We start from the raw sequence: 25849 nt of genomic DNA on the forward strand, positions 1-25849 counted from the left end.
TACTGGTGCAGCTAGATGTTGAGCACGATGCGGCCGTCGATGTGGCCGGCCTTCATGCGGCCGAAGATGTCGTTGATGTTCTCGATCCGGTCAGTGCTGTAGTGGGTCTTCACCTTGCCCTCGCCGGCGAAGGCCAGGGCTTCTTCCAGGTCCTTGCGGGTGCCGACGATGGAGCCGCGCACGGTCTTGGCGTTGAGCACCACGTCGAAGATGGGCAGGCCGAAGTCGCCGGGGGGCAGGCCCACCAGGGACATGGTGCCGCGCTTGTGCAGCATGCCCAGGGCCTGGCTGAAAGCACTGCGGGAGACGGCGGTGACCAGGATGCCGTGGGCGCCCTTGATCTGCTTCTGGATTTCCGCCACCGGGTCCACCCGGGCCGCGTTGAGGGTGACGTCGGCGCCCAGGGTCTTGGCCAGGGCCAGCTTTTCGTCCGCCACATCGACGGCGATGACGTGGAAGCCCATGGCCTTGGCGTACTGCACCGCCATGTGGCCGAGGCCGCCGATGCCGGAGATGGCGACCCAATCGCCGGGCTTGCATTCGAGCACCTTGAGGCCCTTGTACACCGTGACGCCGGCGCACAGCACCGGGGCGGCGGGGGCGAATTCCAGGGTGTCGGGCAGCTTGCCGACATAGCCCGGATCGGCCAGCACGTATTCGGCATAGCCGCCGTTCACCGTGTAGCCGGTCATCTGCTGGGAATCGCAGAGGGTTTCCCAGCCGGTGATGCAGTGTTCGCAATGGCCGCAGGCGGTGTGCAGCCAGGGGACGCCGACCCGGTCCCCTTCCTTGACGTGGGTGACGCCGGCGCCTACGGCGGCCACGTAGCCGACTCCCTCATGGCCGGGGATGAAGGGCAGGGAAGGCTTCACCGGCCAGTCGCCGTCGGCGGCGTGGAGGTCGGTGTGGCAGACCCCGGAGGCCACCACCTTGACCAGCACCTGCCCGGGCGGCACCTCGGGCACTGGCACTTCCTCGATCACCAGGGGCTTGCCGAATTCGTGGACGACGGCGGCTTTCATCATCTGGGCCATGACGCTTCTCCTCAATGGATGGACGATGTCTCCATCATAGGCCTTGCTGCCGCCGGTTTTCTGATGCGGGTCAAATCTCGATGCCGCACAGGGCCAGCACCGCCAGGAGCCCGGGGCTCAGGTGCCGGTCGGCATGGACCAGCACCTGCAGGTCCCGCTCCAGGTTGAGGAAGGGGGCCGCCACCGGGGCCAGCCAGCCGGCCTGGAAGGCATCCTCCAGCTCCAGGCGGGAAAGGCAGCCCAGGCCCAGGCCGGCCCGCACGCACTGGCGGATGGCCTCCGGCTGTTCCAGTTCCAGGGCCACCCGGGGCGTCAGGGTGGCGTTGGCCAGGGCCCGGTCGAACACCTCCCGGGTGCCCGAGCCCCGCTCCCGCAGCACCCAGCCGGCCCCGGCCAGGTCCGCCGGCGTGGCGGTGCCGCCGGCCAGGGGATGGCCCGCCGGGGCAAAGACCTGGAGCCGGTCCGGGCGCCAGGAAAAGCGCCGCAGGCGGGGCTCCTGCACCGGCCCTTCGACGAAGCCCAGGTCGATGCGGAAGGCCAGCAGGTCGGCCCGCACCTGTTCCGTGTTGTGCAGGGAGAGGCGCACCCGGCCCTGGGGATGGCGCCGCTGCAGTTCCGCCACCAGGGGCGGCAGCAGGTGGTTGCCGATGGTCAGGCTGGCCCCCAGATGCAGGTCGAAGGCGGCGGACCCGGCGGCACCGGCCTCGATCTCCCGCACCTGGTCCAGCACCTGCTGGGCCCGGGGCAGCAGCTGCCGGCCCGCCTCATTGAGCAGCAGCTGGCGCCCCACCCGGTCGAAGAGCTGCACCGAGAGCTGCCGCTCCAGGTCCGCCAGGGCCATGCTGGCGGCGGACTGGGTCAGGGCCACCGCCTCGGCGGCCCGGGTGACGTGGCCGTGGCTGGCCACGGCGGCGAAGACTTCCAACTGGCGCAGGGTGATTTTCATCGGCTTGACTGATGTATCGAATAAGAATTATCGGTTTTACCTATTGTATGAGCGGGGGCTAATGTTCGCCAGGTTCGTTTTCGAGAAAGAAACCCATGGCAAACCTGCGGCAGTGGAGACAGTGGATTCCCGGCCTGGCCCTGGCGGCCGCCATCAGCGTGCTGGCCTTGGGACTGGCCCTGGGCGCCGGTCTGGTGCGCTACGGCGCCAGTTCCCTGACCCTGGCCATCCTCATCGGCGCCGTGCTTGGCAACGGCTGGCCGGCCCTGGCCCAGGGCGCCCGCCGCGCCGGCCTGGGGCTGGCCCAGCGCAACCTGCTGCGGGCCGGGGTGGCCCTCTACGGCTTTAACCTTTCCTGGCAGCAGATCGTCGCCGTGGGCAGCGCCGGTCTGCTGGCGGACGTGCTGCTGGTGGCTTCCACCCTGGCCCTGGGCTGTTTCATCGGCATCCGTCTGCTCGGCCTGGACCGGGAGACGGCCCTGCTCACCGCCGCCGGCAGCGCCATCTGCGGCGCCGCAGCGGTGGTGGCGACGGTGCCCGTGCTGCGCCTGGACGAAGCCCGCACGGCGGAAAAGACGGCGGTGGCGGTGGGCACGGTGGTGCTCTTCGGCACCCTGGCCATGGGCCTCTATCCCCTGCTGTACGCCTGGATCGGCCCCCAGCATCTGGACTTCGGCCGCTACGTCGGCTCCACCGTGCATGAAGTGGCCCAGGTGGTGGCCATCGGCGATGCCCTGGGGCCGGAGGTGGCCCGCGGCGCGGTGGTGGTGAAGATGATCCGGGTGCTGCTGCTGGTGCCCTTCCTGCTCCTGCTCGGCGCCTTCCTGGCACGAGGCAGTAAGGCCGAAGCGGAGGGCGCGTCCCGCCGCAGCCCGGTGGCGGTGCCCTGGTTCGCCGCGGCCTTCATCCTGCTGGCCGGGGTCAATTCCCTGCAACTGCTGCCCGAAGGGGTGGTGGCGGCCCTGCGCCAGTGCGGCATGGTGCTTCTGACGGCCGCCATGGCCGCCCTGGGCCTGGAGACCACCCTGGCCCGCATGGGCCGGGCCGGCCTACGGCCGCTGCTGCTGGGTGCCGCCCTCTTTGTCCACCTGGTGCTCGGCGGCGGCCTGCTCAACTGGCTCTTGGGCTGAGGCGGCCTGGGTCAGGCGGCGGTAAACCAGCCCCGCTGCCAGGGTCAGCAGGCCGCAGGCCGCCAGGGTGGGGCGGATGCCTACCTGATGGGCGACACTGCCGACGATGAAGCTGCCCAGGGGGGCGATGCCGAGGAAGGCCATGGAGAAGATGGCCATGACCCGGCCCCGGTAGGCGTTGTTCACCCGGGTCTGGATCAGGGTGTTGCTGCCGGCGATGGTGATGATGACGCAAAAGCCGATACTCATGATGATGGGGTAGGCCACCTGCTGGGAGGGGCTGAGGGCGAAGCAGGTGAGGGCGGCACCCACCGCCGGGGCAGCCAGGGCCACCTTGCCCTCCAGGCCGCCCGTGTCGCGCCGGCTGGCGAGGAAGAAGCTGGCCACCAGGGAGCCGGCGCCGGCGCAGCCCATGAGCAGGCCGAAGGTGCCTGCGTCGCCGCCGAAAATCTCCTTGGCGAAGAGGGGCATCATCACCGCATAGGGGGTGGCCAGGAAGCTGATGCAGGAGACCAGCAGCAGGGAGCGCCGGATCGGGCCATGCCCGCGCACATAGCGGATGCCCTCCTTCAGCGCATCCAGGGCCGGCGCCGGCCGACTGGGGCCCTGGGCCGGCAGGCGGATGGCCGAGAGGGCCAGCAGCACCGCCAGGTAGGAAAGGGCATTGAGCAGGAAGCACACCGCCTCCCCCATCAGCACCACCAGATACCCCGCCAGGGCCGGGCCGACGAAGCGGGCTGCGTTCATGAGGAAGGAATTGAGGGCGATGGCGTTGGGCAGGTCTTCCTTGTCGTCCACCAGCTGCACCGCGATGGCCTGCCGCGCCGGCACGTCCAGGGCATTGATGCAACCCAGGCAGAGGGCCATGAAAATCAGCAGCCCCGGCGTGATCCACTCCATCCAGGCCAGCACCGCCAGCACCAGGGCCTGCACCATGGACAGGCTCTGGCTCAGCAGAAGCAGGCGCCGCCGGTCCACCCGGTCGCTCCACACCCCGGCGAAGGCGGAGAAAAAGAGGATGGGAATCTGGCTGGCAAAGCCCACGCTGCCCAGCACGAAAGCCGAATTGGAAAGCCGGTAGGCCAGCCAGGCCATGGCGATCTGCTGCATCCACGTCCCCGCCAGGGAAATCAGCTGGCCAACGAAATAGAGCCGGTAATTGCGGGAATTGAGGGCGCGGAGAAAGGCAGGCATGGCGGGGCGTCAGGAGAGCGTGCCCGACATGCTAACGAAAAGGGGAGATGGAGGTTGTGACGAATGGTAAAGCGGGGGCTAACTGCCTTAGGCAGAACTGGTAAGTTTGGATCGGCGGGGAGCTTGAAATGTAGAGCTAACGTTTGACATGAGGGGCGGCCGACAGCAGGCAAAGCCTGATGTTGGACGTCCCCTCGATGGAAGGGTTAGGCGTCGCCTTGTTCACAGCTCGAACGGCGGCAAATTGGGGTTGAGCTGCCGATCCATGGCATGCACCATTTGGCGAAAACCCCGTGAGTCAGCTAGAAACGTGGACAAGAAACCTGCGGAGTGCGCACACGCGTTGAACAGCACCACCGTATCAGACTCCTTCTTGACCTCTTCAACTCTTTCAAAGCCCGCCGCCTCGCGGAAGTAGACATCTTTGACCTTTGCTAGCCTCTTGCTGCGCTCAGGCGAATTCAATTTGTGCGCCAGGTTGTTGCGGAGGGCGTTGATTGCAAAAACCAGCTCCCACTCCCCAAGAGTGTTCTTACGAAGGCAAAGTGCCCGAGCGATGTGGGCCTTTTGAGCGAAGGTGAGGCGTGCCTCCTCGAGATGCTCTCGATGGAAGACGTACTGATCCAGTACAGCCGACAGACCCTCCTCGATAAGCAGGTGGCCTTTGAGCAGGACATGGGCCATCTCGTCGACGGTCTCCATCTCTGTTCGGAAACGCTCAATGGAAGCAAGAAGGTCGGGGTGCATCGCGTAGAGAGTATTTTGTGACGCCTAACGTTTGAATTCACCGGACTGCGCGGCTTTTCGCGCAGGTCCGGTGGAGTGATGGGTTGGGCCGCGCGCGTCAATCACCCAAGACGCTCCTGATGAACTCAACTTCCTTCAAGCGGAATGTTGAATAGATGAAGCCTTTAGTGTGCTCGTCGTAGACGCGCGAGAAATTGCCGGCCTCAGTGTAGGGTGCGCTGTACTGAACGAGCTTCTCAATGCAGTCGGCGGCACAGTTGCAATCTAGGCCACCAAAAGGAGACATGGCGTCTGGGCTGAACGCAAAGGAAACTTGTCCGGCCGGTGCAGAAAGCTCGCATTGCCGAATGAGCGGATCGTTGAGCGGCAAAGACGATAGCACCGGCGCGTGAATGCTTCCGCATCTTCGAACACCAACGAAATGGCCCGGAATGGGGTTCGATGTCATTCGATCGAGCAATGACCGAAGCTCACCGGCGGACACAGTCTTTTCACCCCGCTTAAGCGCCAAGGCTCCAGCTAGAAAGGGCAAGGTAATGCCGGTGTTTCCCATTCGTTGTTCCAGCCACTGACGCATAAGCATCAGCCAATCAGGCAGGGAGGCGGTTGTGGTCATTGCGAGGCCCAACGTGAAGTAGACGGCAAAACTGCCATATAAGCCGGTGGAACGCCGTATAAGCCGAAAAACACGGCAACCTGGGATGCTGACCGATGGAGGCTTCCGTTAACTCGTCGGCAATATTCGAGGGGATAGATGGCGGCCATACGCAACACTGATTCAATGTCGCGTTGATTTTGCCAGTCGTTCAGCTAAATGTCATGCGGGCAATTCTTGCAACCGCTTGCACATGAAAAAGGCCCGGGGCAACGCCGCCGGGCCTTGGGGTAAAGCGCCTCACCTGCCACCCTGGCGGGCGGCGGCGGGGTTGGTGCCTCAGTTGAGATCGAAGCGGTCGGCGTTCATCACCTTGGTCCAGGCGGCGATGAAGTCGCGCACGAACTTTTCCTGGTTGTCGTCCTGGGCGTAGACCTCGGCGTAGGCGCGCAGGATCGAGTTGGAGCCGAAGACCAGGTCGGCCCGGGTGGCGGTGAACTTGGTGGCGCCGTTGTTGCGATCGACGATGGCGTAGCTGTTGCGACCCGTGGGTTTCCAGGTGTAGGCCATGTCGGTCAGATTGACGAAGAAGTCGTTGCTGAGCACGCCGACCCGCTCGGTGAACACGCCGTGCTGGCTGCCGCCGTGGTTGGCGCCGAGAACGCGCAGGCCGCCGACCAACACGGTCATCTCGCTGGCGGTGAGGCGCAGCAGTTGGGCCTTGTCGAGCATCATTTCTTCCGGCGTCACCACGTAGTGGGTCTTCTGCCAGTTGCGGAAGCCGTCGGCCAGGGGTTCGAGCACTTCGAAGGATTCCACGTCGGTCATGGCCTGGGTGGCATCGCCACGGCCCGGGGCGAAGGGCACTTCGACCGGGAAGCCGGCGGCCTTGGCGGCCTGCTCCACGCCCACATTGCCGGCCAGGACGATGACGTCGGCGACGCTGGCGCCGGTCTCAGTGGCGATCTTTTCATAGACCGCCAGTACCTTGGCCAGGCGGGCCGGTTCGTTGCCTTCCCAGTCCTTCTGCGGCGCCAGGCGGATGCGGGCGCCGTTGGCGCCGCCCCGCTTGTCGGAGCCCCGGTAGGTGCGGGCGCTGTCCCAGGCGGTGGCCACCATCTCGCCGACGGAGAGGCCGGCGGCGGCGATCTTGGCCTTCACCGCGGCCACGTCGTAGTCCTTACGACCAGCGGGGATGGGGTCCTGCCAGATCAGGTCTTCCTGGGGCACGTCCGGGCCGAAGTAGCGGGCCTTGGGGCCCATGTCCCTGTGGGTCAGCTTGAACCAGGCCCGGGCGAATGTCTCCGAGAAATAGGCCTGGTCGTCGCGGAAGCGCTCGGCGATCTTGCGGTATTCCGGGTCGAATTTCAGGGCCATGTCGGCGTCGGTCATGATGGGCTTGCAGCGGATGCTGGGGTCTTCCACATCCACCGGCATGTCCTCTTCCTTGATGTTGATGGGCTCCCACTGGTGGGCGCCGGCGGGGGACTTCTGCAGCCACCAGTCGTAGCCGAGCAGCAGCTTGAAGTAGCCGTTGTCCCACTGGGTGGGGTTGGTGGTCCAGGCGCCTTCGATGCCGCTGGTCACGGTGTCGCGGCCAATGCCGCGGCTGCTGTGGTTGTTCCAGCCCAGGCCCTGTTCTTCCAGCTCGGCGCCTTCCGGGGCGGGGCCCAGGTTGGCGGCGCTGCCGTTGCCGTGGGCCTTGCCGACGGTGTGGCCGCCGGCGGTGAGGGCCACGGTTTCTTCATCGTTCATGGCCATGCGGGCAAAGGTGGTGCGCATGTCCCGGGCGGTCTTCAAGGGATCGGGCTTGCCATCCACGCCTTCGGGATTCACATAGATGAGGCCCATCATGACGGCGGCCAGGGGGTTTTCCAGGTCCCGCTCGCCGGAGTAGCGGCTGCCTTCGGCGCCGGTGGGGGCCAGCCATTCCTTCTCGGAACCCCAGTAGATGTCCTTTTCCGGGTGCCAGATGTCTTCTCGGCCGAAGGCGAAGCCGAAGGTCTTGAGACCCATGGATTCATAGGCCATGTTGCCGGCCAGGATCATCAGGTCGGCCCAGCTGATCTTGTTGCCGTATTTTTTCTTGATCGGCCAGAGCAGGCGGCGGGCCTTGTCCAGGTTGGCGTTGTCGGGCCAGGAATTGAGGGGGGCGAAACGCTGGTTGCCGGTGCCGGCGCCGCCCCGGCCGTCGGCGATGCGGTAGGTGCCGGCGGAGTGCCAGGCCATGCGGATCATGAGGCCGCCGTAGTGGCCCCAGTCGGCCGGCCACCAGGGCTGGCTGTCGGTCATGAGGGCCTTGAGGTCGTTCTTCAGGGCAGCCACATCCAGCTTCTTCAGTTCTTCACGGTAGTTGAAGCCGGCACCCATGGGATTGGTCTTGGCATCGTGCTGGTGCAGGATGTCCAGGTTCAGGGCCTTGGGCCACCATTGCATGGTCTGGCTGCCGGCGCTGGTCTGGGCACCGTGCATGACCGGGCATTGGCCGGCGGGCTTGGTTTGATTCGTGTCGTTTGCCATTTTTTCCTCCTTGGGTGAACCGTTGATGATCGGATATGAGGCAGTCTAGTGAATCGGTTGTAATTATTAAAATTGATTAATTGAATATTCTAAATAGCCAATGGCTATGATGAAGGGTGGCGGAAAAAGCGACTGCCCGGGCCGACCTGTCCGGGCAGTATAGTCCGCCGCCCAAAAAGAAAACGGCCGCATCGCTGCGGCCGTTTTGGCGTCTGCAACCGGCGGCATCAGGGCCGCCAGGGGATTGCCGGGAACCGGCCTTACACCTTGACGAACAGGGTCACCAGGGGCTCGTCGCCCACCTGGCAGCTCCAGTGGCCGTGCACCTTGGGATCGAAGGTGGCGCCGGCGGGCAGGGTGTCGGCGGAGTAGAAGTGCTGGCCGGCCTTGAAGTTGCGGCTGCTGCCGTCCTGCAGGCCGATCTTCATTTCGCCGCCGAGCACGAACAGCCATTGTTCTTCGGTGGTGCAGTGGAACTGGCTGCGGAAACCCACCGGGCTCTGGCGGAATTGGCAGGCCTTGGCCGGGGTGAGGGCGGAGAGCATGGCCTGGGGCGTGCCTTCGCTGAGGGGCACTTCTTCCTCGCGGAAGCGGGCGTAGCCGTCGTGATCGGTATACAGGGTGACTTTGGTGAAGGTGCTCATGGCTGGCTCCGGCGGAGTGGAGGGAATGGAAAGTGGTGGGAGAGTGGTGGTAGAAGCGGGCGCCGTCCGGCGCGGCGGCACCGTTCAGCGCTTGGGTTCGTGGAAATAGGGCAGCAGGGCCTTGGCCGCCTCGATGCGCTGCTCGGTGCTGGCGCCGGCGTCGTTCATCACCGCCAGGAGAAAGTCCCGGGGATCGCTGAACTGGCTGCCCAGGCTGGGAGCGGCCAGGGATGCGGCTGTCGCGGCAGGTGCCGTGGAGAATGGCTTGGCTGTTGGCTGTGCGGGCGGTTCGGCCAGCGGCTCGTTAGCCACGGCCGCGGCGGACTCCGCCTGCAGTTGCGCCAGGGCCCGCTGGAAATCCGTGGTGCTGATGCTTTTCAGGGCGGCCAGCATGTCCGCCTGCTTGTCGGCGTTGGGGGCCATGGGCAGCCAGGTCTCGTCGGCGAACATGGCGCCCATGGTGGGGTCGATGAAGGCGCTCCAGCCTTCGTTGGCCAGCCGGGCCGGAGGCAGTTGGGGGCAGTCGTTGCCCTCGCCACCGTCGACCGGGTAGCAGCGACGGGCGGCGGCGGGCACGTCAGCCAGATACTTGTGCACCAGGGCCTGGAGGAAGGCATGCAGCGCGGCGACGGGCTGGGGCTCGGCCAGGGACAGCCACAGCTGGTAGCCCGCCGGGCCGCCGACGGCCACGGCCGGGGCCGGTAGTTCCAGTTCCTCGGTGAGGGCCTGGCAGAGGGCGGCGGCCTGGGGCCAGTGGGCGCTGCGGGCAAATTCGATGACCAGGGCCCGGGCGTAGCCTTCCGGGCTGGTCAGGTGCAGGGCGATGGCGGCCTCGCCGGCCGGGCCCCGTTCCAGGTCGGCGGCGGTAAGGCGGCGGGCCGGGGCGGTGACGGCCGCGCCCGGAGGCAGGACGTGGCCGCTCTGTTGGGGCAGGCAGTAGAGGCGTTGCAGTTGGTCGATCAGTCGCATGGCGGATATCGGTTGGAAGGCGGTTGGTGTGCGGGGCCTGGGCAGGGGGCGATTGTCAGTCCTCCTGCCGGCGCGGGTCCAGCACCGCGGCCAGCCGGTCGGCGGCCAGGGTGATGGCGGTGACCGCCAGGGTCAAAAGCAGGCCCGGATAGAGGCTGATCCAGTACTGGCCCGAGAGCAGGTAGGCAAAGCCGTTGGCGATGAGGCGGCCGAGGGAGGGCTCGGTGGCCGGGGCGCCGAGGCCGAGGAAGGAGAGGGTGGCTTCCAGGGAAATGGCGGCGGCCAGCTGCAGGGGCAGGATCACCAAGAGGGGCGGCAGGCAGTTGGGCAGCAGGTGGCGCCACAGCAGGCGGGCGTGGGAGAGGCCCTGCAGGCGGGCGGCGGCCATGTAGTCCTTGCCCGATTCCACCAGGGCGGCGGCCCGGGCGCTGCGGGCGAAGTAGGCCCACTGGGAGGCGGCCAGGGCCAGGGCCACCTTGAAGAGGCCCGGGCCGGAGAGGGCCAGCAGGGCCAGGGCGATGAGCAGGGCGGGGAAGGACAGCTGCAGGTCGGCCAGAGCCAGCACCAGCCGCTCCCAGCGGCCGCCGAAGTAGCCGGCGGTCAGGCCCAGGGCAGCCCCCAGAAGGCAGGCCAGGCCGGTGCCGGCGCCCGCCACCACGAGGCTCAGGCGCAGGCCGTAGACCATGGCCGAGAGCAGGTCCCGGCCCTGTTCGTCGCTGCCCAGGAGGTAGGTGCCGCCGGCTGCGGCGGCGCTGCCCGGGGGCAGGCGGGCATCCAGGATGTCCAGGGCCGCCGGGTCGTAGGGGTCCTGGGGCGCCAGGAAGGGGCCGGCGAAGGCAGTCAGCAGGGTCAGGGCGAGCAGCAGCAGGGCCAGCTTGCCGGCGGGGTTGGCGGCGAAGCGGGCGAGGAAGGATGACGAGAAACGGCCCATGCAGCGGGCCGCAACGCCGCCGCCAGCGGAAGTGGATATGGGAGTGGAATCGGGAGTGGAATCGGGACGGGACTCACTCATTGCCGCCCCTCCCGCACCCGGGGGTCGAGCCAGCCGTAGAGCAGTTCCACCAGCAAGTTGAGGACCACGAAAAGGGCGGCGGCGAAGAGCAGGTAGGCCACCACCACCGGCCGGTCCAGGGCGTTGATGGCGTCCATCAGCAGCTTGCCCATGCCGGGCCAGCCGAACACCGTCTCGGTGACCACGGCGAAGGCGATCAGGGCCCCCAGCTCCATGCCCAGCACGGTGACCACGGGAATGAGGGTGTTGGGCAGCACATGGCCCGTCACCACCCGGCTTTCCGTCAGGCCCTTGGCCCGGGCGAAGCGCACGTAGTCCTGGGCCAGGGCTTCCCTGCTGCCGGCCCGCACCAGGCGCACCACCAGGGCGGCCTTGTAGAGGGCCAGGTTGAGGGCCGGCAGCAGCAGGTGCCGCCAGCCGTCCAGGGTGAAAACCGACAGGGACAGGCCCAGCACTTCCCGGGTCTCGCCCCGGCCCCCCGGCGGCAGCCATTGCAGTTGCACGGCGAAGACCAGGATCAGCATCAGCCCGACCCAGAAGGCAGGCAGGGCGAAGCCCAGGGTGGAGGCGGCACCGATGAGGCGGCCGGCGAGGGAGGTCGGCCGGAGACCGGCCCACAGGCCCAGGGGTATGCCCAGCAGCAGGGCCAGGAAGAGGGCACTGAGGGCCAGTTCCAGGGTGGCCGGCAGGCGTTCCAGAATCAGGGAGAGGGCCGGCACGCCGTGGATGAAGGAGGTGCCCAGATTGCCCCGGGCGGCGTTGCCGAGGAAGGTCAGGTACTGGCGCCAGAGGGGCTGGTCCAGGCCCAGGGCGGCGATGGTGCGGGCCGTGTCCGCCGGGTCGGCCTGGGGATCCACCAGCAGTTCCACCGGGTTGCCCACCACGTAGAGGGCGGCGAAGACCAGGGCGGAGACCGCCAGCAGGACCCAGGCCCCGTGCAGCAGACGGCGGAGGATGAAGGTCACGGTGCGGGTCTCGTCCGGGGTTGGGGCAGCTCGGCGTGCCTGCCGGCCTAGCGGGGCCGCACCTGGGCGGCGAAGGTGAATTCGTCGATGCGGGCCGGGTAGGTGAGGCCGGCGCGCAGGGCCCAGGTGGCCACCTGATGGTGCAGGGGGATTACCGGCAATTGCTGCATGGCCTGATCCATGGCCGTCTCGGCGGCGCGGCTGCGGCGGGCCGGGTCGGTGCTGGCCAGGGCGCTGCGGATGTCCGCATCCACCCTGGCGTCGCTGAAGCGGCCCCAGTTCCAGGCACCCCAGCCGGATTTTTCGTCCGGGGTGCCGAGCAGGGTGCGCAGGGCGAAGTCGCCGGAGAGGGAGCCCCAGCCGAGCAGGGCAGCGCTGAAATCGGCATGGCGCAGGCGGCCGAAGTAGGCGGCCAGGGGCAGGGTTTCCACCTTGGTCTTGACCCCGATGCGGCCGAAGAACTGGGCCAGGGTCTGCAGGATCTGCTCGTCGTTGAGGTAGCGGTTGTTGGGGCCGTGCAGGGTCAGGGCGAAGCCCTGGGGGTAGCCCGCTTCTGCCAGCAGGCGCTTGGCCCCTTCGGGGTCGTAGGGCTCCGCCGCCGGCTGCTGGCCGTGGCCGGGAATGCCCGGCGCCACCAGGCGGCTGGCGGGCACGCCGAGGCCGTCCAGGGTGCGGGCGGCGAGGGCCTCCCGGTTGATGGAGCGGGAGAGGGCCTGGCGCACCTTGAGGTCTTTCAGGGGATTCTTTGCCAGGGGCTTGCCGGCCAGGTCGGTGACGAAGGGCGAGGCGTCGCGGAAGAGGTCCAGTTGCAGGAACAGGGTGCGCCAGGAGACGCGCTGCTCCAGCCGGAAATTGGCAGAGAGGCGGGCATCCTTTTTCAGCCTGGCCACGTCGGCGCCGGGCACGCCTTCGATCATGTCCACCTGGCCCGCCAGCAGGGCGGCGAGGCGGGCGGCATCCGCCGGCAGGATGCGCAGGGTGAGCGTATCCCACGCGGGCTTCTCGCCCCAGTAGCCGTCGAAACGGGCCAGCTCCACCGCCTCGCCGCGGCGGAACTTGAGCAGGCGGAAGGGGCCGGTGCCCACCAGGGCCTTGCCGCTGTTGAAGTCCTCCGTGCCGGCCTTGGCCGCGGCCTTTTTGGAAACGATGAAGATGGAGGCCAGGTCCAGGGGCAAGGGGCCGTAGGGCTGGGCCGTGGTCAGGCGCAGGGTGTGGGCATCCACCACCTTCTTGCCGCTGATGGCCCTGGTGAAGCCGGTGAAGGGGCCGGGGCTCTGGGTGAGGCTGGCGGGGCGCTCCAGGGAGAAGACCACGTCCTCCGCCGTGAGGGGGCTGCCGTCGTGGAATTTCACTCCCGGGCGCAGCTTGAATTCCCAGGTGGTGGGGTTGACGGCCTGCCAGGACTGGGCCAGGCCCGGCACCAGCTGGCCATCCTTGTCCACCGCCACCAGGGTCTCGAAGAAGTGGCTGGCCACGGCGATGTTGGGGGCGGCGTTGAGATAGTGGGGGTCCAGGGAGGAAACGTCGGCGGCCAGGCCCACGCTGAGTCCGGCCGCCCGCAGGGACGGGCTGGCGAGCAGCAGCAGGGGGAGCAGGAAGGACAGCAGCAGACGACGGGCCATGGGGTTTCTTCGGGGCGTAGGAATGAAGCGCGTTGGGATGAGGGCCGACAACGGAATGATGGGGCCATGGAGGCGCCAGTCTACCGAGGCCGGCGGCCGGGGGAAAGGACGGCGGCCATCGCGGAGCGGCGTTGCTGCGGCATCAGCCGGCGGTGGTAAGTGGTGGAAGGCACCAGTCGCCGGGCGGTGCCGGGTGTGGGGGCAAGGTGCGGCGGATGAAATGGACCGGCCGGCTGGCGGGGAAGGCGGCAGCAAAGTGGGCGAGAAAGATAAGCAAGAAAGGCGGCGCCAGTCCCGGGGTTGCTGCCTCCAGACCATCGGCCTGAGAGCAAGGAAGGACGGACATTCCGGCCTATCATGGCTGGAGAATGGCGTCCTGCCTGCCTTCCAGGGCATGCCATAAAAGCATTCCGCCCCGCCCGGGGCCGGCTGCCGGCAGGGGCGCCGGCAGGCCGGGTGTCAGCGGCGGCTCAGCAGCAGGCCGCACTCCAGGTGGTCGGTGTAGGGGAACTGGTCAAAGGCGGCGGCCGCGGCGATGCGGTGGGTGTCGTGCAGGGCCGCCACGTTGGCCTTGAGGGTCTCCGGGTTGCAGGAGATGTAGAGGATGTGGTCGAAGCCCCGCACCAGTGCCAGGGTGCCGTCGTCCAGGCCGGCCCGGGGCGGGTCCACGAAGACGGTGGAGAAGCGGTAGCCCTTCAGGTCGATGCCGGCCAGGCGGGTGAATTCCTTGGTGCCGCTGTAGGCTTCGCTGAATTCCTCGGCGGAAATACGCACCACCTTGACGTTGTCCACCCGGTTGGCTTCCAGGTTGTACTGGGCGGCATGGACCGAGGTCTTGCTCATTTCCGTGGCCAGCACCCGCTCGTAGTGGGACGCCAGGGCGATGGTGAAATTGCCGTTGCCGCAATACAGCTCCAGCAGGTCGCCGCCCAGGGTGTCGGCCTGGGCGCAGGCCCAGGCCAGCATCTGCCGGTTCACCTCGCCGTTGGGCTGGGAGAAGGCGCCCTCGATCTGCTGGTAGCGCAGCTGGCGGCCTTCCAGTTCGAAGCTTTCCTCGACCCAGTCCCGGCCCAGGACCAGTTTCTGCCCCCGGCTGCGGCCGATGAGCTGGATGTTGAGCCGCTGCGCCAGGTCCCGGGCGGCCGCTTCCCACAGGGGGCGCAGGGGCCGCTTGTACACCAGGGTCACCAGCAGTTCGCCGCTCAGGGTGGAGAGGAAGTCCACGCGGAACAGGTAGTCCTTGAGCAGTTCGCTGGCCTGCAGTTCGTCCCGCAGCCGCGGCATCATTTCGCAGATGGTGGCGGAGGCCACGGGGAAGGTTTCCAGGGGCACCGCTTCCCGGGGATTGTCCGGGTTGAACATGGCGTAGGCCACCTGGCCCTCGCGGCGGACGATCTGGAACTCGGCCCGCAGCCGGTAGTGCAGGGGGGCGGAGCGGGCGATGTGGGGCTCGGGCAGGTCGAAGGGGGCGAAGTCGGCCCGGTAGCGGGCGATCTTTTCGGCCAGCAGGGCGTCGTAGGCGGCGGGGTTGATTTTGCGTAGCGGCATGGTCTTGGCAGGGCGGCAGTCACGGTGCGCCGGCGGCATGACAGGGGGCGTGACCGGGTGGATATTCGGGTCGGGCGGGCCGGCGCAGCCGCAATATACACAACTCGCCGGGGCCTTTCAGGATTTTGTGCCGGGGCGGCGGAGGCGGCCCCGGGGCTGCCCTAGAGCTTGAGCCGGTGGCTTGCCGCCAGGGCCTGCAGCCGGGCCTGGGCCTGGGTGAAGTCGAAGTCGCGCACGGCCCGGGCCAGGGGCGGGAAGTCCTCGCCCAGGGCGCCGTGGAGCAGGGCCTCGTGTTCGTCCAGGAGCTTTTCGCAGGCGAAATCGTCGTTTGCCAGCTGCTGGGCCAGGCGGGCGCAGACTTCCTCCACCTGCATCCAGTTCACCGTGGCCTTGGCCGCCGGCACTTCCTGGGTGGCCAGGACGGCGGCGATGGCGTCCACCAGCGGGGGCAGGCTGTCGGCGATCTTGCCCAGCAGGTCCTGCAGCAGGTCCGGGGGGTCCCGCTGGCGGATGGCGTGCTCCAGCCCTTCGGCCAGGTCGCGCAGGGGCATGGCGCCGATCTGGGCGCTGACGCCCTTGAGGGTGTGGGCCTCCCGTTCGGCCCCGACCCAGTCCCCGGCATCGATGGCCCGGGCCAGCCGTTGCGGGGCGTCGCGCTGGCCGCTGACGAACTTGTCCATGAGGCGCAGGTAGAGGCCTTCCCGGTCCAGGGCCTGGTGCAGGCCCAGGGTCGCATCCAGCCCGGGGATGCCGGCGAAGGGCTGGCGGTCGGCCTTGGCTGGGGCCGCGACCGGCGGCGTCGGCGTGACGGTGCCGGGCAGCGGCGCGGCGGCCTGCGGGGCCACGAGGGGCGCGCCGGGGGCCAGCCACTTGAGCAGCTTGCCCAGCAGGTCCCTCGGGTCCACCGGCTTGGCGATGTGGTCGTTCATGCCCGCCGCCAGGCAGCGTTCCCGGTCCTGCTCCATGGCGTTGGCGGTCATGGCCAGGATGGGCAGGACGGCGGCGGGGAACTGTCGGCGGATTTCCCGGGTGGCGGCGATGCCGTCCATGACCGGCATTTGCATGTCCATCAGGATCACGTCGTAACGCTGCTGGCGCACCTTTTCCAGGGCGCTGGCGCCGTCGTCCGCCACATCCACCACCATGTTGGCGCCGGCCAGGAATTCGCTGGCCACTTCCTGGTTCAGCTGGTTGTCCTCCACCAGCAGCACCCGCAGGCCGGCCAGGGGCGCCAGGTCGGGCAGGGCCTCCGGGTCGGCCGCGCTGTGGGGGCCGTCCTCATGGTCGAGGATGCGCATCACGGTGTTGAACAGCTGGGAAGGACTGACCGGTTTGATGAGGATTTCCTCGATGCCCTGGAGGCCGCTCTCGCCGGCGCTGCGGGCCAGCTCATCGCGGCCGTAGGCGGTGATCATCAGCACCAGGGGCGGCTGGGGCAGCTCCAGGCGGCGGATTTCCCGGGCCGTGGCGAGGCCGTCCATTTCCGGCATCTGCCAGTCGAGGAAGACGATGTCGTAGGGCTCCCCGGCGGCGCTGGCCCGCTGCAGTTCGGCCAGGCAGCGGTTGCCCGAATCGGTGTCGCTGACCTGGAAGCTCATGCTGCGCAGCATGTCGCAGACCACGTCCCGGGCATGGTCGTGGTCGTCCACCACCAGCAGGCGGCGGGTCCGCAGGTCGGGCCGGGGCGGGGCCCGGTGGCGGGCGGTGCTGCTCCGGCCCAGGCGGGCGGTAAACCAGAAGGTGGAGCCCCGGCCCGGTTCGCTCTCGGCCCCCACCTGGCCGTCCATCAGTTCGGCCAGGCGCTTGGCGATGACCAGGCCGAGGCCGGTGCCGCCGTACTTGCGGGTGGTGGAGCTGTCGGCCTGCTGGAAACTGTTGAAGAGGGTGGGCAGTTCCCCGGCCTTGATGCCGATGCCCGTGTCGTGCACGGCAAAGCGCAGCAGCACCTCCTGGCCCTGGTCTTCCTCCAGGCCGACGTGGATGGCCACCTCGCCCCGTTCGGTGAATTTCACCGCGTTGCTGGCGTAGTTGATCAGCACCTGGCCGATGCGCAGGGGGTCGCCCACCAGGTGGCGCGGCACCTCGTCGGCCATTTCGATGACGAACTCCAGGCCCTTGCTGGTGGCCCGCTCCGACATCAGGCTGGAGACGTCCTCCAGCACTTTCTCCAGGTCGAAGTCGATCTGCTCGATGTGCAGCTTGCCGGCCTCGCTCTTGGAGAAGTCCAGGATGTCGTTGATGATGCCCAGCAGGTGCTGGCTGGAATGCTGGATCTTGCGCAGGTATTCGCGCTGGCGTTCGTCCAGGTCGGTCTTCAGGGCCAGGTGGGTCATGCCGATGACGGCATTCATGGGGGTGCGGATTTCGTGGCTCATGTTGGCCAGGAAGTCGGCCTTGGCCTGGGCCGCCGCTTCGGCCAGGGCTTTGGCCTGGGCCATCTCCGCCAGGATGCGGCGCTCCTCGCCGATGTCTTCCACGGTGCCGGCCATGCCCTTTTCCGGGGCGTTGCGGTCGATCACCTGGGCCATGATGCGGCCCCAGAAGCGGCTACCGTCCTTGCGTACCAGCTCCAGTTCCTCACGGAAGTAGCCGTGGCGGGCCAGGCCCTCCCGCACCCGCTCGCCCACGGCGAGGAAGGTGGCCTCGTCCGGGTACCAGATGCGGGTGCTCTGCTCCAGGATTTCCCCCGGCTCGTAGCCGAGGATTTCCTCGATGGTGCGGTTGCAGCGGCGGATGATGCGGTCCCGGGTGAGCACGATACCGATGCGAGTGCCGTCGAAGACCGCCTGCTGCTCCTGGTTGGCGTCCCGCAGGGATTTGGCCAGCTCCACCAGCTCGGCGGTGCGCTCCTCCACCAGCACCTCCAGGTGGTCCCGCTCCCGGCGGATGGTCTCGTTCTGGGCGGCGATGTGCTGCTGCAGCAGGTTGAAGTTCTGCAGCAGCATGCGGATCTCGCCGCTGCCCTGGACCTCCACCGGCTCCAGGGGAATGTGGCCGGCCCCGGTTTCGCCGATCTGGCGGGCGGCCCGTTCCAGGGGCGCCAGGGAGCGGCGCACTCCCAGCCACACCAGCAGGGCCACCAGCAGGGTGATGAGGGCGGCGCCGCTGTAGATGCGCTTGGTAGCCCGTTCCAGGGGGGCGAAGGCTTCCCGGGTGGGCAGGTAGGACACCACCATCCAGTTGGCGGTGGGCACCATGGCGGCGGCGCTGATGATTTCCAAGCCCTTGGAATCCACGGTCTGGCCCGGGCCGATATAGCCCTTGAGGCGGCGATCCAGCAGGGGATTGATGCCGGGAGCCGGCAGCTTTTCCAGGACCCGGGTGGGGTCGGTGCTGGCGGCGAAGATGCCCTGGTCCAGGGCGTATACGTGGAAGCCGCCGCTCTGGCCGTTATGCACTTCGTCGGTGAGGTGCAGGGGGCTGCCCGGGGCGATCACGTCGGCACCGCAGAGGGCGCCGAGGAAGGTGCCGTCGGCGGCGATGACGGGTACCGCCACCAGCAGCACCGGCTTCTTGGCGAAGCGGCCGAACCAGACCCGGATGGCCGGCTTGCGGGTGTCCCGGATGCTGATGAAATAGCTGCTGTCGTTGTAGGGCGTGCCGACGTGGCCCCGTTGCGGATACTCGGCGGTGCGGATGCCGTTGGCGGCGATGAAGTAGATGTCCCGGGAAAAGATGCGGCTGGCCACCGTCTGCTCATTGAGGAAGGTCTGGATCTGCCGGGGCGAGTTGAGGGACTGGGCAACCAGGTGGCGGGCCAGGCCGTCGATGACGTCCAGGCGCAGCCGCAGTTCCGCTTCCAGGGTCCGGGCGAGGAAGTCGGCGCCGGTCTTCTGCTCCTGGCCGATGAGGACCACCGAATCCCGGCGCAGGGCGTCGGCCACGTAATAGGCGAGGGAACCCATGCCCAGGGCGAAAATGAGGGCGCAGAAGAGGGCCGCCTTGATCTTCAGGGGCAGGCTTTCGATTTTTCGGCGCATCCGCGTTGCTAAATTGCCCATCCGCACTCCCGCTCAGGCTCGATCCCCGCTTCCCTCCACTGCTGGGACAGCGGCGGAGGGGTTTGATTCACCCGGCATGGCCGGGCGGGCTTGCCGCCCATGGTTCCAGTGTCAAAAATTCGGGGGCGTCTTGTCAATCGGCATATGCCGAATGCGAGGCGACGGTTGTCCCGGGGGGCGCCGGGAGCAAAAAAAAACGGGGCCTGGGGCCCCGTTTCGTGGTTGCGGCAGGTTTGGCTCAGACGGCGGCCAGGGCCTGTTCCAGGTCGGCGATGAGGTCGTCGATATGCTCGATGCCGATGGACAGGCGCACCGTATCCACCGTGACGCCGGCCTTGGCCAGTTCTTCCGGGTTGAGCTGGCGGTGGGTGGTGGAGGCCGGGTGGCAGGCCAGGGACTTGGCGTCGCCGATGTTCACCAGGCGGGTGAACAATTGCAGCGCGTCCTGGAAGCGGGTGCCGCCCTCGATGCCGCCCTCGACGCCGAAGGTGAGGATGCCGGAGGGCTTGCCGCCCAGATACTTCTTGGCCAGGGCGTGGTCCGGGTGGTTTTCCAGGCCGGCGTAGTTCACCCACTTCACCTTCTTGTGGCTCTGCAGGTACTTGGCCACGGCGATGGTGTTGTCGGTGATGCGCTCCATGCGCAGGGCGGCGGTCTCGATGCCCTGCAGGATGAGGAAGGCGTTGAAGGGGCTGATGGCGGCGCCGGTGTTGCGCAGGGGCACGACCCGGGCGCGGCCGATGTAGGCGGCGGGGCCCAGGGCTTCGGTGTACACCACGCCGTGGTAGGAAACGTCGGGCTCGTTGAGGCGCTTGAAGCGGGTCTTGTGCTCGGCCCAGGGGAACTTGCCGCTATCGACGATGATGCCGCCGATGGAATTGCCGTGGCCGCCCAGGTACTTGGTCAGGGAATGCACCACGATGTCGGCGCCGAACTCGATGGGGCGCAGCAGGAAGGGGCTGGCCACGGTGTTGTCCACGATCAGCGGAATGCCGTTGCGGTGGGCGATCTCGGCCAGCTTCTCGATGTCGGTGATGTTGCCCAGGGGGTTGCCGATGGTTTCGGCGTAGATGGCCTTGGTCTTGCCGTCGATCAGCTTCTCGAAGGAGGCCGGGTCCCGGTAGTCGGCGAAGCGCACCTGGATGCCCAGCTGGGGGAAGGTGTGGGCGAACAGGTTGTAGGTGCCGCCGTAGAGGGTGGCGGTGGAGACGATGTTGTCGCCGGCTTCGGCGATGGTCTGGATGGCGTAGGTGATGGCAGCCTGGCCGGAAGCCAGGGCCAGGCCGGCGATGCCGCCTTCCAGGGCGGCGACGCGCTTTTCCAGGACGTCCTGGGTGGGATTCATGATGCGGGTGTAGATGTTGCCCGCCACCTTCAGGTCGAACAGGTCAGCCCCGTGCTGGGTGTTGTCGAAGGCGTAGGAGGTGGTCTGGTAGATGGGTACCGCCGCCGCCTTGGTGGTGGGATCGGGGGAATAACCGGCATGTACGGCCAGGGTTTCGAGCTTCGGCATCAGGAGTCTCCCTTGTTTGGATGATCGGTGGGGCGGCCCCTCGGTGGCCGCCATGACAGTGGATGAGAGTCTAGCACTAAAAAAGCGGTTTTCTAGATCGATTGGGTATATGCAAACTACGAGTTGGTTCCTAGGGACTTTCCCGGGAAGTACCTAGGACGAACCCTGGGGGCGCCGAATATTACTTTCGTTTTATGCGCAAAGGCATAAAATTAAATCAAGCCAACCACTATAAGAAAAGAGGTGTGCCATGCGTCCCCTCGACCTTATCCGAGCCTTTTTCAGCGGTAGTCCCTTCTCCCGGCGGGAACGGGAGGAAGTGCGCAGCCAGATCAACTTCTGCCGCGTGGCGGCCGAATGGACGGCGGTGCGCCGCGAAGTCACCGCCTGGGTGGTGGACGGGCGTACGCCCGGGCCCATGTGGTGCGAGCGCCTGCCCCGGCTGGAAGAACGGCCCCTGGGCCGCTGGATCGCCAGCGGCGCCCGGCGCAACTTCGGCGATCTGGGTTCCTTCTCCGATTTCGCCCGCATCCACCGCCAGGTGTGCGAGGACGTGCGGACCATCGCCCGGGCCCAGGCCCAGGGTGACGAGCAGGAGGCCAGCCGCAGCTTCCACCACGACTTCGAGCCCCACTACCGGGAGTTGCGCAGTTGGCTGGTGCATCTGGCCGACCTGTTCGACGCCGGCTGCGCCCAGGGCATGGAGGAAGAGTTTCAGTTCACCCAGCCGGCGATGATGCGGTAGAGGGCTGCGGGCAGGCCGACGCAGAGCAGGGCGAAGACGGTCAGTTTCAGTTCGGCCCACTGGCCGTCCCAATAGCGGCCCTGGAGCCAGGCCCACCAGTCGGGGAGGGCGGCCAGGCGCAGGTCTTCGGCAAAGTCGGCAGCGTCGCCGAATATCATGCGCCAGATGTCCCGCAGGGGCGGCACCGACAGGGCCAGGCAGGCCAGCAGCAGCCAGGGATGGTCCACCCAGGGGATGAGGCTCTGCAACACCCGCGCCTAGCCCCGTTGCAAGGTCTTCAGTTCGTAAAGCAGGTCCAGGGCCTCTCGCGGCGAGAGGCTGTCCGGATCGATCTCCCCCAGTCGCTCCAGGGCCGGGTGGGCCGGAGCTTCCGGCCCTTCGTCGGGCGCCGGGACGGCGGCGAAGAGGTCCGGCTGCAGCGGGTCCACCGCGGCCCGGGTTTCCAGCTGCCGCAGTTCCTTCTTGGCGGCCCGCACCACCGCACTGGGAATGCCGGCCAGGGCCGCTACCTGAATCCCGTAGCTCTGGTTGGCCGGGCCTTCTTCCACAGCGTGGAGGAAGACGATGCGGTCGCCGTGCTCCACCGCGTCCAGATGCACATTGACCAGGGCCGGGTATTCGTGGGCCAGGCGGGTCAGCTCGAAATAGTGGGTGGCGAACAGGGTCAGGCTGCGGTTCTTTTCCAAGAGGTGGCGCAGGATGGCCATGGCCAGGGCCATGCCGTCGAAGGTGGAGGTGCCCCGGCCCACCTCGTCCATCAAGACAAGACTTTGTTCCGTGGCGTTGTGCAGGATGGCGGCGGATTCGGTCATTTCCACCATGAAGGTGGAGCGGCCCGAAGCCAGATCGTCGGAGGCGCCGATGCGGGTGAAGATCTGGTCCATGGGCCCCAGCCGGGCCGCCTTGGCCGGAACGTAGCAGCCGACGTGGGCGAGCAGGGCGATCAGCGCCGTCTGCCGCATGTAGGTGGATTTACCGCCCATGTTGGGGCCGGTGATGAGCAGCAGGCGGAGTTCCGCGTCTTCGCTTTCCCCCAGGTCCAGGTCGTTGGGGATGAAGGTGTCGCCCTGGGCCTGCAGTTCGTTTTCCACCACCGGGTGGCGGCCCGCTTCCAGCCACAGGCCGGGCCGGTCGGTGAATTCGGGGCGGCACCAGTTGCGGGCCACCGCGGTGTCGGCGAAGGAGGCCAGCATGTCCAGCTGGGCCAGGGCCCGGGCCACCGCCTGCAGCTGCGGCACCACCGGCTGCAACTGATCCAGCACCTGCTCGTAGAGCCACTTTTCCCGGGCCAGGGCGCGATCCTGGGCGGAGAGGGCCTTGTCCTCGAAGGCCTTCAGTTCCGGGGTGATATAGCGTTCGGCGTTCTTCAGGGTCTGGCGCCGGCGATAGTCGTCCGGCACCTTGTCGGCATTGGCGTGGGTGACTTCGATGTAGAAGCCGTGCACCCGGTTGTATTCCACCTTGAGGGTGGCGATGCCGGTGCGTTCCTTCTCCCGGGCTTCCAGGTCCACCAGGAAGGCGCCGCAGTTGTCGTTGAGGGCCCGCAGCTCGTCCAGCTCGGCATCGAAGCCGGTGGCCATGACGCCGCCGTCCCGCACCATGGCCGCCGGTTCCTGGGCGATGGCGCGCAGCAAAAGCTCGATGGCCTCCACCGGCGCTTCCAGCTGGCCCCACAGCTCACCCAGCAGGGGCGAGGGATGGCCGGCCAGGGGGCGGCGCAGTTCCTCCAGGCAGGCGAGGGAGTCGCGCAGGCTGGAGAGGTCCCGGGGGCGGGCGTTGCGCAGGGCAATGCGGCCGGCGATGCGCTCCACGTCGGCAAAGCCCTTCAGGCCGCTGCGCAGGTACTGGGCCAGGGCCAGGTGGTCCGCCATGAGGGCGCCGATGGCATCGATGCGGGCCGCCGGCACCGCCCGGTCGCGCCGGGGGTGGTGCAGGGCGTGGCGCAGGTAGCGGGCGCCCATGGCGGTGACGCAGGAGTCCAGCAGAGAGAAGAGGGTGGGGGAGGCTTCGCCGCGCAGGGTCTCGGTCAGTTCCAGATTGCGGCGGGTGGCGGCGTCCAGCCCCAGGTAGGCCGACTCCCGCTCCACCACCAGGCCCTGGACGTGGGGCAGGGCCTGGGTCTGGGTGGCCTGGGCGTACTGCAGCAGGGCCCCGGCGGCCCCCAGGGCGGGGCGCAGGTCCTCGGCGGCGAAGGCGGTGAGGCTCTGCACCTTGAAGTGTTCCAGCAGCAGGCGCTTGGCCGCTTCGGCGTCGAAATGCCAGTCGGGGCGGCGGGTGGTGGCGGCGCTGATGTTCACTTCCGGCACCAGGGAATCGGGCAGCAGCACTTCGGCCGGGCGGATGCGTTCCAGGGTGGCGGTCAGCTTTTCCGTGGCCACTTCGCTGACGCGGAATTCACCGCTGGCCAGGTTGAGCCAGGCCAGGCCCCAGACGCCGCGGCCGCCGGTCAGGGCCATGAGCAGGGTGTCCCGCTTCTCGTCCAGCAGGGCGGCGTCGGTCAGGGTGCCGGGGGTGACGATGCGGGAGACGGCCCGCTCCACCGGGCCCTTGCTGGTGGCCGGGTCCCCCACCTGTTCGCAGATGACCACGGATTCGCCCATCTTCACCAGCTTGGCCAGGTACTGCTCCACCGCGTGGTAGGGCACCCCGGCCATCTTGATGGGCAGGCCGGCGGACTGGCCCCGGGTGGTGAGGGTGATGTCCAGCAGGCGGGCGGCCTTTTCCGCATCCTCGAAGAACAGCTCGTAGAAATCCCCCATGCGGTAGAAGAGCAGGGTGCCCGGATGCTGGCTCTTCAGCGCCAAATACTGCTGCATCATCGGGGTGTGGCCGGAGGGATCGCTGTTCTTCTTGGTTGCCATGGGCTTCGAAAAAATGGATGGGCGCGGCAGGGGCCGCCGAAGGGGCGGATTATCCCGTGTCTGGCGGCGGGGGGGAAGGTCGGGGGGAGAAGTCTGGCCGAATTTCCCTTGGGGCGGGAGGGGAACTTAAGGTTGGCTTAATCCTGGCTGCCAATACTGGCTCCCGTATTCACTTTGGGAGACCCAAATGTATTTCCCCAGACCCCTGGCCATGGGCGTCGCCCTGGCGCTCCTGGCCGGCAGCACCCTGGCCGCATCGCCCACCTCTCCTGCCGAACTCCAGGCCGCCTGGCTGGCCGAAGCCCGACAGTCCAATCCCGCCTTGCGCGCCTTTTCCGCCGAGCGGGGCCGCAGCTTCTTCAGCACTACCCATGGCAGCGACTGGAGTTGCGCTTCCTGCCATACCAGCAACCCGGGCCAGGGCGGCGCCCATGCGGTGACCCGCAAGCTGATCGAACCCCTGGCCCCGGCCGCCAATCCCCGTCGTTTCAGCGATGCCGCCAAGGTGGACAAATGGTTCGGCCGCAACTGCAAGGATGTGCTGGGCCGGGCCTGCACGGCCGAGGAGAAGGGCGACCTGCTGGCCTATCTGCTGACCGTCAAACCCTGAGGAGCGATGCCATGAAAACACTACAGAGCCTGTCCCTGGCAACGCTGCTGCTGGCCGGCGGCGCCTGGGCCGGCGACCATCGTTATGCCCTGTCCCCTACCTACGCGGCGGAGTGCGGCAGTTGCCACGTCGCCTATCCGCCGGCATTGATGGACGCTGCCGGCTGGAAAGTGACCCTGCAGCAGCTGGAGCGCCATTTCGGCAGCGACGCCAGCCTGGAGCCCCAGGCCCAGCGGGAGATCGCCAGCCTGCTGCAAGCCCAGGCCAGCACCCGCAGCGCCCATGAGGGCAAGGGAGCGGCGCCACGCCTCACCACCACCGCCTGGTTCCAGCGCAAGCATCGGCCCGAGGAGCTGCGCGGCTACCCGCTGCCCAAGGTGCCGGCCGGCGCCAGGGCCACGCCCATGGCCCAGTGTCAGCAATGCCATCGCCGGGCCGAACAGGGCGATTTCGGCGAAGGCTCCCTGCAGCCGGCCGATGGCCGTCGATGAGGAACCGCCATGACTACCCATGATCAACAACGTATTACCGCCGCCAACGCGTCGGATTCCTCCCCCCGAAAAATCCTGGTGTGGGATATGCCGGTGCGCCTGTTCCACTGGAGCCTGGCCCTGGCCTTCACCACCGCCTTCATCACCAGCGAGTCGGAACGCTGGCAGCTGATTCACATCGCCAGCGGCTATGTGGTGGCGGCCCTCATCGTCTTCCGCCTTCTATGGGGGCTGGTGGGCAGCCGTTACGCCCGCTTCAGCCAGTTCGTCCGGGGCCAGGCGGCGATCCGCGAGTATTTGCTCGGCATGCTGAGCTTGCGCCCGCCGCACTACACCGGCCACAATCCCGCCGGCGCCCTGGCCGTGCTGGCGCTCCTGGGCCTGGGCCTGCTGACGGCCGCCACCGGCTGGATGACCTTCAACGAGGTGGCCGGTGACTGGCTGGAAGATATCCATGAAGGCGTGGCCTCGGCCATGCTGGGGCTGGTCTTCGTTCATGTGGCAGCTGTGCTGTGGAGTAGTCTGGTGCACCGGGAAAACCTGGTGGCCGCCATGTGGCACGGTTACAAGCAGGGCCGGCCGGAAGACGGCATTGCCCGCCGTCACCTGCCGGTGGCCGTGGGGCTGCTGGCCCTGATCGGCGGCGCCATTGCCCTGGCGCTGGTGTGATTGGATAGGGCGCACACAATAGAGAGGTCCGGC

21 protein-coding genes are annotated in these 25849 nt (G+C 67.7%); 5 read left to right on the forward strand and 16 right to left on the reverse strand.

What is annotated here, in order from left to right; translation table 11 throughout:
* Positions 1-11: 11 nt before the first annotated feature.
* A complete protein-coding gene (gene adhP, locus EV678_RS02085) occupies positions 12-1034 on the reverse strand; it encodes an alcohol dehydrogenase AdhP (protein ID WP_130458336.1) in 1023 nt (340 codons plus the stop codon).
* Positions 1035-1104: 70 nt separating this feature from the next.
* Positions 1105-1980, reverse strand: coding sequence for a LysR substrate-binding domain-containing protein (locus EV678_RS02090; protein WP_014237286.1), 876 nt, complete (start codon positions 1978-1980; stop codon positions 1105-1107).
* 95 nt (positions 1981-2075) lie between these two features.
* Here EV678_RS02090 and EV678_RS02095 point away from each other — a divergent pair, with 95 nt between their 5' ends.
* A complete protein-coding gene (locus tag EV678_RS02095; RefSeq protein WP_130458337.1) occupies positions 2076-3110 on the forward strand; it encodes a YeiH family protein in 1035 nt (344 codons plus the stop codon).
* Here EV678_RS02095 and EV678_RS02100 read toward each other — a convergent pair.
* From EV678_RS02100 to EV678_RS02155, 12 genes are all read right to left on the reverse strand, one after another.
* Positions 3030-4304: an MFS transporter gene (locus EV678_RS02100; RefSeq protein ID WP_130458338.1), complete on the reverse strand. Its 1275-nt coding sequence runs from the start codon at positions 4302-4304 to the stop codon at positions 3030-3032. The genes EV678_RS02095 and EV678_RS02100 overlap by 81 nt on opposite strands.
* 222 nt (positions 4305-4526) lie before the next feature.
* On the reverse strand, positions 4527-5006 hold the full coding sequence (locus EV678_RS02105; RefSeq protein ID WP_130458339.1) for a hypothetical protein: 480 nt from the start codon (positions 5004-5006) through the stop codon (positions 4527-4529).
* 142 nt (positions 5007-5148) lie between these two features.
* Positions 5149-5667, reverse strand: coding sequence for a hypothetical protein (locus tag EV678_RS02110; RefSeq protein ID WP_130458340.1), 519 nt, complete (start codon positions 5665-5667; stop codon positions 5149-5151).
* Between the two features lie 318 nt (positions 5668-5985).
* Positions 5986-8166, reverse strand: coding sequence for a catalase/peroxidase HPI (katG, locus tag EV678_RS02115; RefSeq protein WP_130458341.1), 2181 nt, complete (start codon positions 8164-8166; stop codon positions 5986-5988).
* A 260-nt stretch (positions 8167-8426) separates the two neighbouring features.
* Complete coding sequence (locus EV678_RS02120) at positions 8427-8810, reverse strand: cupin domain-containing protein (RefSeq protein WP_014237291.1); 384 nt, start codon at positions 8808-8810, stop codon at positions 8427-8429.
* 84 nt (positions 8811-8894) lie between these two features.
* Positions 8895-9779: a hypothetical protein gene (locus EV678_RS02125; RefSeq protein WP_130458342.1), complete on the reverse strand. Its 885-nt coding sequence runs from the start codon at positions 9777-9779 to the stop codon at positions 8895-8897.
* A 55-nt stretch (positions 9780-9834) separates the two neighbouring features.
* Entirely contained in the window at positions 9835-10791 is a 957-nt protein-coding gene (locus EV678_RS02130; RefSeq protein ID WP_130458343.1) for an ABC transporter permease, read from the reverse strand.
* Positions 10788-11756, reverse strand: coding sequence for an ABC transporter permease (locus EV678_RS02135; RefSeq protein ID WP_130458344.1), 969 nt, complete (start codon positions 11754-11756; stop codon positions 10788-10790). Before EV678_RS02135 ends, EV678_RS02130 begins: the two co-directional genes overlap by 4 nt.
* Before the next feature lie 47 nt (positions 11757-11803).
* On the reverse strand, positions 11804-13378 hold the full coding sequence (locus EV678_RS02140; RefSeq protein WP_130458345.1) for an ABC transporter substrate-binding protein: 1575 nt from the start codon (positions 13376-13378) through the stop codon (positions 11804-11806).
* 459 nt (positions 13379-13837) lie between these two features.
* Positions 13838-14926 carry a tRNA (uridine(54)-C5)-methyltransferase TrmA gene (gene trmA / locus EV678_RS02145; RefSeq protein WP_130458346.1) on the reverse strand — a complete coding sequence of 363 codons (1089 nt, stop codon included), beginning with the start codon at positions 14924-14926 and terminating at the stop codon, positions 13838-13840.
* A gap of 161 nt (positions 14927-15087) precedes the next feature.
* Entirely contained in the window at positions 15088-18906 is a 3819-nt protein-coding gene (locus EV678_RS02150; RefSeq protein ID WP_130458347.1) for a response regulator, read from the reverse strand.
* A gap of 259 nt (positions 18907-19165) precedes the next feature.
* Positions 19166-20440 carry an O-acetylhomoserine aminocarboxypropyltransferase/cysteine synthase family protein gene (locus EV678_RS02155; RefSeq protein ID WP_014237298.1) on the reverse strand — a complete coding sequence of 425 codons (1275 nt, stop codon included), beginning with the start codon at positions 20438-20440 and terminating at the stop codon, positions 19166-19168.
* A gap of 250 nt (positions 20441-20690) precedes the next feature.
* Here EV678_RS02155 and EV678_RS02160 point away from each other — a divergent pair, with 250 nt between their 5' ends.
* Positions 20691-21185 carry a CZB domain-containing protein gene (locus tag EV678_RS02160; RefSeq protein ID WP_014237299.1) on the forward strand — a complete coding sequence of 165 codons (495 nt, stop codon included), beginning with the start codon at positions 20691-20693 and terminating at the stop codon, positions 21183-21185.
* Here the strand turns inward: EV678_RS02160 and EV678_RS02165 are convergent.
* Positions 21155-21433: a hypothetical protein gene (locus tag EV678_RS02165; RefSeq protein ID WP_130458348.1), complete on the reverse strand. Its 279-nt coding sequence runs from the start codon at positions 21431-21433 to the stop codon at positions 21155-21157. The two genes, EV678_RS02160 and EV678_RS02165, sit on opposite strands and share 31 nt — an antisense overlap.
* 9 nt (positions 21434-21442) lie before the next feature.
* Positions 21443-24046 (reverse strand): DNA mismatch repair protein MutS, encoded by a 2604-nt coding sequence (gene mutS, locus EV678_RS02170; RefSeq protein WP_130458349.1) that lies wholly within the window; start codon positions 24044-24046, stop codon positions 21443-21445.
* 187 nt (positions 24047-24233) lie between these two features.
* Here mutS and EV678_RS02175 point away from each other — a divergent pair, with 187 nt between their 5' ends.
* The 3 genes from EV678_RS02175 to EV678_RS02185 are packed head-to-tail and all read left to right on the forward strand — an operon-like array spanning position 24234 to position 25816.
* Positions 24234-24656: a DUF1924 domain-containing protein gene (locus tag EV678_RS02175; RefSeq protein WP_130458350.1), complete on the forward strand. Its 423-nt coding sequence runs from the start codon at positions 24234-24236 to the stop codon at positions 24654-24656.
* 11 nt (positions 24657-24667) lie between these two features.
* Positions 24668-25147 (forward strand): Diheme cytochrome c, encoded by a 480-nt coding sequence (locus EV678_RS02180; RefSeq protein ID WP_014237303.1) that lies wholly within the window; start codon positions 24668-24670, stop codon positions 25145-25147.
* 9 nt (positions 25148-25156) lie between these two features.
* Complete coding sequence (locus EV678_RS02185) at positions 25157-25816, forward strand: cytochrome b/b6 domain-containing protein (RefSeq protein ID WP_130458352.1); 660 nt, start codon at positions 25157-25159, stop codon at positions 25814-25816.
* Positions 25817-25849: the final 33 nt, after the last annotated feature.

The sequence above is a fragment of the Azospira oryzae genome (genome assembly GCF_004217225.1).
GTDB lineage: Bacteria > Pseudomonadota > Gammaproteobacteria > Burkholderiales > Rhodocyclaceae > Azospira > Azospira oryzae.